This window comes from Aminicella lysinilytica (genome assembly GCF_004362975.1).
Lineage (GTDB): Bacteria > Bacillota > Clostridia > Peptostreptococcales > Anaerovoracaceae > Aminicella > Aminicella lysinilytica.
Genome location: NZ_SNXO01000007.1, coordinates 17,169 through 28,923 on the forward strand (window position 1 = coordinate 17,169; position 11,755 = coordinate 28,923).

The following is an 11,755-nucleotide window of genomic DNA, read 5'->3' on the forward strand; positions in this document are numbered from 1 at the left end:
TTATTCTCCGTTTATCTGCTGTGGACCGCATTTCTTCAAAACAGCCGTCTTGCAGGCTTTGCCCTCGGCCAGAAGCTTCATGAGCCGGTCTGGATCGGCCGCCTCCAGGGCTTCTTCGTATCTGGTAAGCTGGCCTATGAGGCCTCTGATCTCCTCTGACAGAAAGTCGCGGTTTTCCATAAAAAGCTGCGTCCACATCTTCTCGTCCAGGTAAGCTACGCGGGTGAAATCCTGGTAGCTGCCCGCCGATATCATCTGGCTGTCGTCCAGGGCCGTCTCGGATTTGATGAAGCCGTTTGAAATTATGTGGGGCATCTGGGACGTGAAGGCGATGACCTTATCGTGCTCCTCAGATGTGGTGATGCCGATCCTGCCAAAGCCTGCCAGCATGATCATTTCTTTGACCCGGCACATGAGCTCCATGTCGTCGTGATGCTTTGGCACCAGTATGAAGGGCGCGTTCCAGAACAGGCCTGCGCTGCTGTGTTTGAAGCCGCCGCGCTCTTTTCCGGCCATGGGATGTCCGCCCATGTATGTGAGGCCGTACTGGTCTGCTATGTCGAAGCAGGCCCTGCACACAGTCCTCTTGGTGCCGCAGCAGTCTATGACGATGGTGTCCTTGCCGATCTGCGGCGCATTCTCTCTAAACCATTTTACCGCTTCTACGGGGTTGATTGCAACTAAAATCAGGTCGCAATCCTTCATATTATTATCATCCAGCCTCTCATCGATAGCCTCGGCCATGAGAGCGAACCGGGTGATCAGGTCGTCCTTATCTATGCCGAAGACCGTCACATCGGCGTCCTTGTACGCTTTGGCCAGTGACCCTCCTATGAGCCCCAGCCCGACTATTCCTACCTTCATTATATCACCTCTCTGATCTTTCTGACTTTATCCATCATCGCCTTGAACTGGTCAGGCGTCAGGGACTGGGCCCCGTCGCACAAAGCCTTTGCCGGATCGTTATGTACTTCTATCATGAGTCCGTCGGCTCCCCCGGCTGTAGCCGCCAGTGCCATAGGCGCCACCAGATCCGCGTGGCCCGTTGCGTGGCTCGGGTCTACGACCACAGGCAGATGGGTCAGCTGGTGGAGCACGGGGATAACGGACAGGTCCAGGGTATTCCTAGTGTAAGTCTCAAAGGTACGTATGCCTCGCTCGCACAAAATTATATTTTCGTTGCCGCCGGACATTATGTACTCGGCGCTCATGAGTAACTCCTTGATGGTGTTGGCCAGGCCCCTCTTCAAAAGTATTGCTTTATTGGTATGGCCCAGCTCCTTCAGAAGTTCGAAGTTCTGCATGTTCCTGGCTCCCACCTGTATCACGTCTACATCTTCGAAAAGCGGAAGATGATCTGCGTTCATTATTTCTGTTACTATCGGTAGCCCCGTGGCTTCCTTAGCCTCCAGCAGCAGTTTCAATCCTTCATCTTTCAGCCCCTGAAAATCGTAAGGTGAAGTCCTTGGCTTGAAAGCGCCGCCTCTGAGCATAGTGGCTCCGGCTGCTTTGACTTGCTTGGCAACTTCTATTATCTGTTCCTCGGACTCGACTGAACATGGTCCGGCTATGACTGCGAATTCTCCTCCGCCGATCTTAGCGTTTTCCACTTGAATAACGGAATCCTCAGGATGGAATTTCCTGTTGGCCTTCTTGAAGGGTTCCGATATCATGGCTACTCTCTCGACATTTTCCAGCATCTCCAGCATTTCCACATCTATGCCCGATGTGTCTCCAATGAGTCCGAGCACCGTCTGATTCTCATCCTCGTACTCGTGTACTCTCAGACCCTGGTCCTCAAACCATTTGATGAGCATCTGCTTCTGTGCTTCCGTCGTGCCCGCCTTTAAAATACAAATCATTTCCGTTTCCTCCCGCTTTTCGCGCTGATAACTCAGCGCTTCCCACGCGCCCCGCATGGTCCTCGCTCATTGCGATAAAAAAAAACCCCACAGCGTCAGCTGTGAGAATCAAGTAATCATTTTCCTATTCTGTCATTACTTAAACTTTTTCATACAGCAAAACGCTTTTTCTCATTGTTAAAGAAAAAGTAGTAATAATAGTATGCTGCTGATGCGTTTAAGTTTCTCATTAGTACATTGCCTTTCTGCAAATTTCCAACCGGCCGCCCGTCTCACCGGCGCCGCTCCTCGAATAAACCTACTGTAACATATATCTTGTGGCAAATCAAGAGTTTTTACAAATAATTTTACATTTTTTTGTGAGCACGCACAAAGTGCGCCTTTTGTGCCCTACACAGCCGCCCTGACTCGCCTTACCTTTGCTACTATCTCAGTAAACTTGTCAGGCGTCACTGCCTGCTGACCGTCGCTGAGGGCCCTGGCCGGATCGCTGTGGACTTCTATCATCAGCCCATCGGCGCCGCAAGCCGCCGCTGCCAGAGCCATAGGCTCCACTAGGTACGAATGACCTGTGCCGTGGCTTGGATCTACGATCACCGGAAGTTCCGTCATGTGCTTGAGAACAGGCACCGCAGCCAGATCCAATGTGTTTCGGGTCTCAGTTTCAAAGGTTCTGATTCCCCGTTCGCAGAGAATTATATTATCATTGCCGCCGGCCAGAATATACTCGGCGCTGCTGAGAAGTTCGCGGAGGGTGTTAGCCATGCCGCGCTTGAGCAGGATTGTCTTCCGTGTATTTCCCAACTCCGTCAAAAGTTCGAAATTCTGCATATTTCTGGCTCCAACCTGGATCACATCTACATCATCGTAAAGAGGAAGATGCTCTACGCCGGTGATCTCAGTCACTACAGGGAGACCTGTCTTCTTCTTTGCCTCAAGGAGCCACTCCATTCCCTCTTCCTTTTTGCCCTGAAAATCGTAGGGTGAAGTACGCGGCTTGAAAGCGCCGCCCCTGAGCATATCCGCTCCGCCGGCCTTTACCTTCTCCGCAATGTCTGCGATCTGTGTTTCTGATTCTACAGAACAGGGGCCGCCTATTATTATGAAATTACCCTGGCCGCATTTGACGCCGCCGGCATTTACTATCATATTCCTATCTCCACTTCCGTTGTTTGGTCCGGCGCATTGATTTGCGCACTGGATTTTTCGACCTTAGTTTCTACTGTTGCTATTATACCATAGTTTACAAGTTCTACAAAGGAAAGCCGTTTTTCTCAATTATACTTTATAAAATAACAACATTGTGATATAATGTTGCGATTAACAAACAGGAAATTCAGGAGATGAATATATGAGTAAAAGTAGAAAAATATTAGTTCCGCAGCTTCCGAAGCTTTACGATTCAAGGCTTCACAGCGATTTTCGCGAGCTGATGAACTACGCTGCCTTCCAGTATATGGACGACAAGGCATTTATTATAAAGAAGAAACCTAAGAACCGTCACGACGAGCCAACCTATATCAATAAGACTTTCATCGATTTCAAAAACGATGTAAACAGTCTGGGAACGGGCCTCCTCGACATGGGCCTCCGGGACAAGCGCATAGCCGTTATCGGCAAAAACCGCTACGAGTGGATGCTCGCTTACTTCGCCACCCTTTGTGGCCTGGGCATATCAGTGCCTCTGGACAAAGGCCTGCCTTACGATGAGGTAGAGTCATCCCTGGCCCGCAGCAAAAGCGACGTGCTGGTCTTCGATAAAGACCATCTGGACATGGTCAAGGAGTTGGAAAAGGGTGGCAACACCGGCGTTTCCCTGTTCATTTGCATGGACGAGATCCCGGATTACCACTCAGTTCCGGAAATAATTGCCAAAGGCAGAAGAGCTATGAAAGACGGCAGCACCGAATACATGTCACTGCCAGTCAACGGCGACGAAGTGTCGATTATTTTGTTCACCAGCGGCACCACCAGCATTTCCAAGGCTGTCATGCTTTCCCAGTTCAACATAACCTACAACATCTACGCCATGCTGCAAACAGAGGACATCCACCACGGCGACGTGAATATGGCATTCCTGCCCTACCACCACACCTTCGGCTCCACGGGTCAGGTGCTCATGCTGGCCACAGGCGCGACTACGGCTTTTTGCGACGGTTTGAAATACGTACAGAAGAACATGGTAGAGTACGGCGTGTCGGTCTTCGTATGCGTGCCGTTGCTCATCGAGGCCATGTACAAAAAGATTCTTGCAGGGATAAAGAAGCAGGGTAAGGAGGCCACCTTCGAGAAAGGCCTGAAGATCTCGGGCTTCCTGCGCCGAATGCACATCGATGTCAGACGCAAGCTGTTCAAGGACATTCTGTCCGAACTGGGCGGCGGACTGCGCTTCATAATAAGCGGCGCGTCGGCCTTGGATCCTGAAGTCGTAAAGGGCTTCGACGCTATCGGTATCAAGATCGTTCAGGGCTACGGCATGACTGAGGCATCACCTGTTCTGTCGGCTGAGAATGCAGGCACTCAGTGTCCCGGTTCCATCGGCAAAGCCATGATCGGCGTAGAACTGATGATTGACGAGCCTAACGACGAGGGCATCGGCGAGCTGATTGCCAGAGCTCCTAACGTAATGCACGGCTACTATGAAAACGAAGAAGCAACGGCTGAAACTCTGGTAGATGGCTGGCTCCACACAGGAGACCTGGCTTCCATCAATGAAGACGGCTTTATCTTCATCCGCGGCCGCAGCAAGAATGTCATCGTCCTGAAAAACGGTAAGAACATCTATCCGGAGGAGCTTGAGATCCTCCTGACCAATCTGCCGTATGTTGAGGAAAACATCGTCTACGGCGAACCTCGCCACAAAGACGGCGATCATAAGGATCTGGCCATCTGCGCCAAGATCGTATATAACAAAGATTACATGAAGGATAACTACGGCATCGAGGACAACGATGCTGCCTACGATGTCATCAAAGGCGACATCGACGCCATCAACGACGAGTTGCCTACATACAAACATATCCTGCGTCTCATCGTAACAGACGAACCAATGGACAAGACCACGACTGGAAAGGTTAAAAGATACAAGAAGTGATAACCTGCCCGTCGTTTATAGCAGCTCTTTGGTTTTTCTGATCAAATACAGCGGAATATTGGTTATATCACCGTCTTTTCTGTACCCGCGTTTGGAAAAGCGCAGTGCATAATTCGGTTTTCTGTCTTTAATATATTTTTTGAAAGATGGTGCGGATTTATCCTCGCCATCTTTTTCCGGCTTTTTGAGCTGGTACAATATAGTTGTAATATGTCTGTGACTTTTGTAAAATATAGTTATTATGAAAGGAGCACATCATGACACACTTTGAACCAGAAGTTGAGAGGAATATTGTTAAGCAGCATATTCAAGATGGACGCACTTATGAAAGCCTGGCTAACGAATATGGCTGTTCGAGATATGTAATTGGCAGGGTGGTAAGCAATTATCTAAAAGATGCAAGGCAGCATGAACTGGAAACCAAGCAAATAGCCGATATGGAAACTATGAATCGACTTCAGAAAGAAAATGATGATCTGAAGAAGGAGAATGACTTCCTAAAAAAAGCGGCGGCATTCTTCGCGAAGGAAAGCAAATAACCAAATACAGGTTTATCGATAAGTATTCTAAGCGCTACGGAGTAAACTGGCTCTTAAAACATTTGAAGGTTTATCCAAATGCTTATTACAACTACAAGAAGCACCGCAAGAATGCCCAACAAAAATCCAAAGCTTCTATACTGAAAGTCATTGAGAAACAATACCATGATGCCGAAGGAGTACCAGGCTATCGTATGATGAGGACACTGTTAGCAAACAACGAAAAAATCGATCTAAGCGTACAAACTGTGCGTAAATACATGAATGTGGAACTTGGATTGAAGTCAGTTACGAGAAAGCCCAAATATGTCTATTGCAAGGGATCTGAGGCCTATGAGATCGCAGAGAATATCATAAATCGTGAGTTTACTGCCGAAGCCAGAAACACTAAATGGTGTGTTGATTTCACATACTTGTTTTTAGCCAATCACAGCAAACGATACAACTGTACGATCATAGATCTATACGACCGCAGAGTCGTTGCCAGCGTAAACGGTAAACACATCGATGCTCAGCTCGCAATCGATACACTCACAAAAGCAATTGAACGTTGCGATGGAAAAACCGGAATGATCCTTCATAGTGACCGTGGCAGTCAGTTTACATCAAAAGACTTCACGGAATTCTGTAAAAAGCTTGGAGTTACACAGAGTATGAGTCGACCTGGTTGTCCATACGACAATGCACCAATGGAGCGTTATTACAATACTCTAAAAGCCGAGCTGATCAACCTGAGAACATTCTCTACTGAGGAGTTGCTCTATCAGAAAGTCAATGCTTATGCATATGGATGGTACAACTACAAGAGACCACATTCATTTAACAATGGTTTACCACCAGCTAAAGTCGCATAAAAGGCGCATGACTACTACAATTATGCTTGACCAGAACAACTTTTTAATCGCTCACGAATGAATAGGCTCCTCATCTATAACATATTCCCACCTTGATCTGTTATCGAAGGAGCTACTTTCATATAGCACCATTGCCAGGGCAATGCAGATCATTGAAATAATGGCCATTGTCTTCTGCTGACCGATATCAGTGCTTCGCGACATGAATACCACAAGGACAAAAGTGGTAAAGTTTAAAGCAGCGCCTAAGGCCAGCTCCACTACTTCTTTCTCCACTTTTTTCACAGGTTTTATAATTCTTCTCTTATGCTTGATGTACAGCAGCCCTATAAGGCAATATAAAACATCCAGTGCCTGGATCACGGGAATCAGGACCGGCCAACTGTAAACGGAAACATCCCATTGCGGATCTGTTGCAAAAATTATAAATGCAAGGTAGACCCAGAAATTCAACCCCAGAAGTATCGCTATCCTGAAAATCCGCTCATTGCGAAAATCTTTAGTTGATACATAAATTGCTTCTTTTTCTTTATTCTTCTTTCTCATTACTAAACTCCTTATTGATAAAATATGATCAATAGCGTTCAAATTCCACATATACCCTTCCTTTACGCGATCTGCCGCCCACCTGAGAAAGGTCGGCTCTTCCTTTGTGCCTGAGTACGATCCTATCGCCCTCGGAAAGCTGCATATCCACCTTGGTGGCCTCTACATGATTGACGAAAACCAGACCCTGGCCGATGGCCTGGGTGGCTTTTGTGCGCGAAATGCCGAAGGCCGACGCGACGATATTGTCCAGGCGCAGGGATGCCACCGTGTCGATCACATGAGTCAGCTTGCGCTCCGGGATCATAAGGTCCTCTATGGGGCAGACCTCAACGGAAAGCTCCGCCCGGCCGGCTTTGGTATAATTGCGCAAAATGTAGTCGGCGATCTCTTCAAGAACGATAATGTCGGCGCCATCGCTGCGGACCAGGATGTCGCCTATCATGCTGCGGCTTATGCCAAGGCCCGTGATAGAGCCCAGGTAATCACCGTGGGCCAGCTGCCTGCCGCCTTTGCCGACGCCTGCGCTGACTCTTATTACCATCAAAGGCTGAGCGGTCTCTATGGTCGCATAGTCGGGAAGGCACAGCAAAACCACCCTCTCCGCGTCCTCGTATCCGCCATAAAAAAGCAGCTCGCAGCCCCAGTCTTTCCTGGCGACGGTGCCCCTGAGCAGGGACTGCTGGTGAGGGTCCAGGAATATCGTATTGGTTGGCATGTTACGCTCAAAGCACTGCCCGATCTTATCTTCGGCCTGGCCGATTATCAGTTCATCATCTTTCATAGTTCTATGATACAATAACCGCCGTCGGCTGGCAAGGGGTCTGCTGTATCATATACTCGAAAAATTGACCTGTTGTTTAGATAGGCGTATAATACCGATATTAATAATTCAAAGGGTGTTTTAAATATGAGTAGAACTGCTAATGAGAAGGTTGGCAAGTCACGTAAACTGAAAACAGCCATGTTCATGCTTTTGTCCATGGCGGTGATCATCTTTCTGACCGGTATACAATACGGCTGGTTTACCACCAATAACGCCTATGGCATCGACCTGATGTCTCTGGCGCCCCATCGCATCGTAGCCGAAAGCAATAGCTGGCAACTTTCTGATCCGAAGAAAAACGATAGGGCACCATACCTGATCTACAGAGGCAAAGGTTCGCCGGGCAAAAGCATTACTATCAACGGCCGCATAGACTATACCTATGTTGACGGCAACAACAAAACCGTCAGCGACTATTCCGACGGTAAGGCTACGCTTGTCAAAGACAGACATTTTCTCATTGGCGAGCGCCGCTGGTATTTCACAAGCGATTACGATGATGAGTACTTCACAAAAGCCAGCCTTACAGTGACCTGGACTGATAGCGGAAAGGTGCATTCTGAAAAGATGCGATAATTTTTTCCTCTCTGAGGCGAAAATAACTTGCAATAAATGGGAATTCGTGATATATTCGTATTAACATTTTAAGAGGGAGTAGCTGGCAGGGCTTCGGCACTGCAGTAAGACGCGTCAGTACGGTCATATAAGACCCGCGATTACTTGAAATAGCAAGACTTTTAAGATAACCCGATTTGGGCTATCTTGGAAGTCTTTTTTAATAACTAAACAAACAGAGAGGAAGAAAAGAATGGCAACTTATTATAACAGAGAACCTGCCGACATAATGGCAGAATTCGGCACCTGCGAAGACGGCCTGACCGCCGCTAAGGTAGCTGAAAACAAGGAAAAATACGGAGAGAACAAACTTTACGAGAAGAAAAAGCGCAGTCTCATCTCTATATTTGCCGGTCAGTTCAAGGATCTGCTGGTCATCATACTGATAATCGCAGCCCTGATTTCAACTGTCACAGGCAATGTGGAGAGTACTGTAGTCATTATAGCTGTTCTGATACTGAACGCCATACTTGGTACAGTTCAGACAGTCAAAGCGGAAAAATCTCTTGAAAGTCTTAAGAAACTATCATCTCCCGAGGCCAAGGTCATCAGAGACGGCAAGCATCTGATCATAGATGCAGCAGAACTTGTTACCGGAGATATAGTCATACTGGAAGCCGGCGATGTTATCCCCGGCGATGGCAGACTGTTCGAGAGTCATTCGCTGAAAACCAACGAAAGTGCTATGACAGGAGAATCAGAAAGTGCTGAGAAGAGCATCGGCATTATTAATGAAGAAAAAGTCGCCCTTGGAGACCAGGACAACATGGTCTTCTCCGGTTCACTTGTAACCTACGGCCGCGGCCGCGCAGTAATTACCGGCGTCGGCAGAAGCACAGAGCTCGGCAGGATAGCCGACCTGATGAACGATACTACCGAGCGCAAAACGCCACTTCAGATCACCATGGACAACTTCAGCAAGAAGCTATCCATCGGCATCATGATCATCTGCGTGATAGTTTTTGCCCTAAGCCTGTACAGAGACATGGCCATAGCAGACGCGCTGCTCTTTGCAGTAGCCCTGGCAGTGGCAGCCATACCGGAAGCCCTGGCATCGATAATTACCATTTCCCTCGCCATAGGCACATCGCGGATGGCCGATGAAAACGCTATAATCAAGCAGTTGGAGGCCGTTGAAGGTCTGGGCTGCGTTTCCATAATCTGCTCGGACAAGACCGGAACTCTGACGCAGAACAAAATGACAGAGGAATATGAAAGTTCAACAGAGGGCGCTGAGACGGATCTGCATCTGGCCTCCATCCTCTGCAACGACACCAATATAGTCGACGGCGAGACCACGGGAGATCCAACAGAGACGGCCCTGGTCGACTACTATATGAAATCTCATCCGGATTATGAACAAGTCAAAAGGGAGTATTCGAGACGGTCAGAGTTACCATTTGATTCTGACAGGAAACTTATGAGTACTCTGCACCATATAAACGGCAAATACGTCATGTACACGAAAGGTGCCATCGACGTTATACTGAGCCGCGCGTCTAACTTGTCGGAGGGCGGTAAGGAAGCAATTTCAGGGGAAAATTACCGCCTCTCCAACGAGGGACTGAGAGTTCTTGGCTTCGCCAAGCGCGAATTCGACGACATTAAATCCCTGGAAATGGATGACGAAAACGATCTGCAGTATCTGGGCCTCATGGCTGAGATGGATCCTCCGAGAGAGGAATCGGCTCAGGCCGTTCAGGATTGCAGAAATGCAGGCATCAAGCCGATCATGATCACAGGCGATCACAAAATCACGGCTTCTGCCATTGCCCGCAGGATAGGCCTCATGCAGGAAGGCGACCTGGCCTTTACCGGCCCTGAAATCGACGAAATGTCAGACGATGAACTCAATGAAAAGCTGGAGCATATCAGCGTTTACGCCAGAGTTTCCCCTGACAACAAAATCAGGATAGTCAAGGCCTGGCAGGACAAAGGTCACATCGTGGCTATGACCGGCGACGGCGTCAATGACGGTCCCGCGCTGAAGAGCGCCGATGTAGGCGTTGCCATGGGCATCACGGGTACTGAGGTCGCAAAGGATTCAGCTTCCATGATCCTGACGGATGACAACTTCGCAACTATAATCAAGTCCGTGCTTAACGGGCGCAACATATACGCCAACATTAAGAACGCTATAAAGTTCCTTTTGTCAGGGAACGCGGCCGGCATACTGGCAGTTCTGTATGCCTCCCTTATGGGACTGCCTATGCCGTTCACCGCAGTGCAGCTTTTGTTCATCAATCTGATCACAGACAGCCTGCCTGCACTGGCAATCAGCATGGAACCGTCAAACCCGCATCTTATTAAGGATAAGCCGCGGCCGAGGGACGAGTCAGTCATAGATAAACCAACTCTGCGCGAGGTATCTATAACAGGTATCCTCATCGCCGTAGCATCTATGACGGCATTTTACATAGGCCTGGGAGCGGGCCCGAGCGGAAGCTATGGTCTTCCTGCTGATGCAGCTGTAAACTTCGGAGCAGTAACGGCTTCGACTATGGCCTTCTCGACTCTGTGTCTGGCAAGACTGTGGCACGGATTCAACTGCCGTGGCCGTGAAGGAATATTCAAACTTGGATTGTTCACCAATCTTTACACGATCGGCGCATTCCTGCTGGGAGCACTGCTGCTGCATATGCTGCTTCTGTTCCCTGTGCTGTCCAAGGCATTCAACGTAGCTATGCTCAATCCGCATCTTCTGGGATGGGTATGGGGTCTGTCATTTGCACCGACTCTGATCATCCAGATATATAAAGCCATAAAATTCAGAAATGAAGACAAGGAAGATAAAGCGGTTTGATCATCATATAATTAACTCTTTTCATAATACAAAGACAGCAGCTCTTCGGAGTTGCTGTCTTTGTTTGGTGATATAAATCCCTAAACAGGCACCACGCCTATTTGATTTTTTTCTCTTCGCCTATTTCGACTTCCGGCATCAGTTCGTCTGCCGTTGTCTCAAGGATCTCATCCAGTTTCTTCACGTCATCCGGCGAGAATGTCTCCTGAACGCGGCCCAGGACTACAGCGATATAGTCATAGATGACTCCATAATTTTTCTTATATTCTTCAGTTGCCTCTATGTGATACTCCCGTTTATCTTCCGTACTCTGTATCTTATTGATATATCCCTTCTGTATAAGCTTGTTCACTTTATATGCGGCGTTCGGCGGTGAAAGTTTGGCAGCCGTTGCAAATTCATTGATCGTCGGGTTCCCAAGTGCCACTATTATTTCCATGCTAATAACCTCCATGGCTGACAGAGGTTCAACGTCTTTATCCTTGAACTCTTTAAATACCTTGGAGTAAAGGTCCATCTTGAATTTGGTATAAACCTTTGAAAAACTGTTTTCTAGCATAGCACTCACTTCCCTCACAGTTATTTTAACAAAATAGCTGTATAAATGCAAATCCGA

Annotated in this window: 11 protein-coding genes; 5 read left to right on the forward strand and 6 right to left on the reverse strand. The window is 48.1% G+C overall.

The features are described 5' to 3' along the window. From EV211_RS02865 to aroF (EV211_RS02875), 3 genes are all read right to left on the reverse strand, one after another. Positions 1-864: a prephenate dehydrogenase gene (locus EV211_RS02865; RefSeq protein WP_133527930.1), complete on the reverse strand. Its 864-nt coding sequence runs from the start codon at positions 862-864 to the stop codon at positions 1-3. Beyond that, a complete protein-coding gene (gene aroF / locus EV211_RS02870; protein WP_133527931.1) occupies positions 864-1,862 on the reverse strand; it encodes a 3-deoxy-7-phosphoheptulonate synthase in 999 nt (332 codons plus the stop codon). The genes EV211_RS02865 and aroF (EV211_RS02870) overlap by 1 nt, the downstream gene beginning before the upstream one ends. A gap of 390 nt (positions 1,863-2,252) precedes the next feature. After that, on the reverse strand, positions 2,253-3,011 hold the full coding sequence (aroF, locus tag EV211_RS02875; protein WP_133527932.1) for a 3-deoxy-7-phosphoheptulonate synthase: 759 nt from the start codon (positions 3,009-3,011) through the stop codon (positions 2,253-2,255). A 202-nt stretch (positions 3,012-3,213) separates the two neighbouring features. Here aroF (EV211_RS02875) and EV211_RS02880 point away from each other — a divergent pair, with 202 nt between their 5' ends. The 3 genes from EV211_RS02880 (at position 3,214) to EV211_RS02890 (ending at position 6,349) form a co-directional block, all read left to right on the forward strand. Continuing rightward, positions 3,214-4,956, forward strand: a complete 1,743-nt coding sequence (locus tag EV211_RS02880; protein WP_133527933.1) for an AMP-binding protein — start codon at positions 3,214-3,216, stop codon at positions 4,954-4,956. Between the two features lie 257 nt (positions 4,957-5,213). Next, complete coding sequence (locus EV211_RS02885; protein WP_133527934.1) at positions 5,214-5,495, forward strand: transposase; 282 nt, start codon at positions 5,214-5,216, stop codon at positions 5,493-5,495. Positions 5,496-5,509: 14 nt separating this feature from the next. After that, on the forward strand, positions 5,510-6,349 hold the full coding sequence (locus EV211_RS02890) for an IS3 family transposase (protein ID WP_243108536.1): 840 nt from the start codon (positions 5,510-5,512) through the stop codon (positions 6,347-6,349). 51 nt (positions 6,350-6,400) lie between these two features. Here the strand turns inward: EV211_RS02890 and EV211_RS02895 are convergent, their stop codons facing one another. Beyond that, positions 6,401-6,895: a hypothetical protein gene (locus tag EV211_RS02895; protein ID WP_133527936.1), complete on the reverse strand. Its 495-nt coding sequence runs from the start codon at positions 6,893-6,895 to the stop codon at positions 6,401-6,403. Positions 6,896-6,923: 28 nt separating this feature from the next. Next, positions 6,924-7,679 carry a YlmH family RNA-binding protein gene (locus EV211_RS02900; RefSeq protein ID WP_133527937.1) on the reverse strand — a complete coding sequence of 252 codons (756 nt, stop codon included), beginning with the start codon at positions 7,677-7,679 and terminating at the stop codon, positions 6,924-6,926. Positions 7,680-7,805: 126 nt separating this feature from the next. On the opposite strand from EV211_RS02900, the gene EV211_RS02905 reads away from it, so the two are divergent. Both EV211_RS02905 and EV211_RS02910 read left to right on the forward strand, forming a co-directional pair. Beyond that, complete coding sequence (locus EV211_RS02905) at positions 7,806-8,297, forward strand: hypothetical protein (protein ID WP_133527938.1); 492 nt, start codon at positions 7,806-7,808, stop codon at positions 8,295-8,297. Between the two features lie 232 nt (positions 8,298-8,529). Then, complete coding sequence (locus EV211_RS02910; RefSeq protein WP_133527939.1) at positions 8,530-11,139, forward strand: cation-translocating P-type ATPase; 2,610 nt, start codon at positions 8,530-8,532, stop codon at positions 11,137-11,139. 97 nt (positions 11,140-11,236) lie between these two features. Here EV211_RS02910 and EV211_RS02915 read toward each other — a convergent pair whose 3' ends face one another. After that, a complete protein-coding gene (locus EV211_RS02915; RefSeq protein WP_133527940.1) occupies positions 11,237-11,698 on the reverse strand; it encodes a MarR family transcriptional regulator in 462 nt (153 codons plus the stop codon). Positions 11,699-11,755 lie beyond the last annotated feature (57 nt).

Bases quoted from the DNA above. Each gene is read 5' to 3' on its own strand.
- EV211_RS02865 (WP_133527930.1), bottom strand. From the start codon at position 864: ATGAAGGTAGGAATAGTCGGGCTGGGGCTCATAGGAGGGTCACTGGCC.
- aroF (WP_133527931.1), bottom strand. From the start codon at position 1,862: ATGATTTGTATTTTAAAGGCGGGCACGACGGAAGCACAGAAGCAGATG.
- aroF (WP_133527932.1), bottom strand. From the start codon at position 3,011: ATGATAGTAAATGCCGGCGGCGTCAAATGCGGCCAGGGTAATTTCATA.
- EV211_RS02880 (WP_133527933.1), top strand. From the start codon at position 3,214: ATGAGTAAAAGTAGAAAAATATTAGTTCCGCAGCTTCCGAAGCTTTAC.
- EV211_RS02885 (WP_133527934.1), top strand. From the start codon at position 5,214: ATGACACACTTTGAACCAGAAGTTGAGAGGAATATTGTTAAGCAGCAT.
- EV211_RS02895 (WP_133527936.1), bottom strand. From the start codon at position 6,895: ATGAGAAAGAAGAATAAAGAAAAAGAAGCAATTTATGTATCAACTAAA.
- EV211_RS02900 (WP_133527937.1), bottom strand. From the start codon at position 7,679: ATGAAAGATGATGAACTGATAATCGGCCAGGCCGAAGATAAGATCGGG.
- EV211_RS02905 (WP_133527938.1), top strand. From the start codon at position 7,806: ATGAGTAGAACTGCTAATGAGAAGGTTGGCAAGTCACGTAAACTGAAA.
- EV211_RS02910 (WP_133527939.1), top strand. From the start codon at position 8,530: ATGGCAACTTATTATAACAGAGAACCTGCCGACATAATGGCAGAATTC.
- EV211_RS02915 (WP_133527940.1), bottom strand. From the start codon at position 11,698: ATGCTAGAAAACAGTTTTTCAAAGGTTTATACCAAATTCAAGATGGAC.